Below are 215 nucleotides of genomic sequence, written 5' to 3'. Positions count from 1 at the left end.
CCTGTGGATGCAGGGAGACGGCGCCCTGTTCGACTGGTTCCACATCGCCGATATCCAGGACGAGGCAGAGTTCCGCCGCGAGGTCGATGCTGGTGCGGGGCGTTTTCGGGCGGTGGCCATCGACGTTCGTCGGCTGATCGACTGGGCGGCATCTCGTCCCGAAATCGACACCAACCGCATCGGCATTATCGGCTTCAGTATGAGTGCCCTGGTAG

The 215-nt window shown here is 62.8% G+C and carries 1 protein-coding gene; it reads left to right on the top strand.

Annotation, left to right across the window (positions count from 1 at the left end; all coding sequences use genetic code 11):
* A partial coding sequence (locus tag A3709_RS24225; protein ID WP_197484333.1) for a hypothetical protein occupies positions 1-215 on the top strand: 215 nt, incomplete at both ends.

Source organism: Halioglobus sp. HI00S01, assembly GCF_001635445.1.
Lineage (GTDB): Bacteria > Pseudomonadota > Gammaproteobacteria > Pseudomonadales > Halieaceae > Halioglobus > Halioglobus japonicus.
Note: the sequence above shows the minus strand (reverse complement) of the source record. Positions and strands in the feature narration are given on the sequence as shown.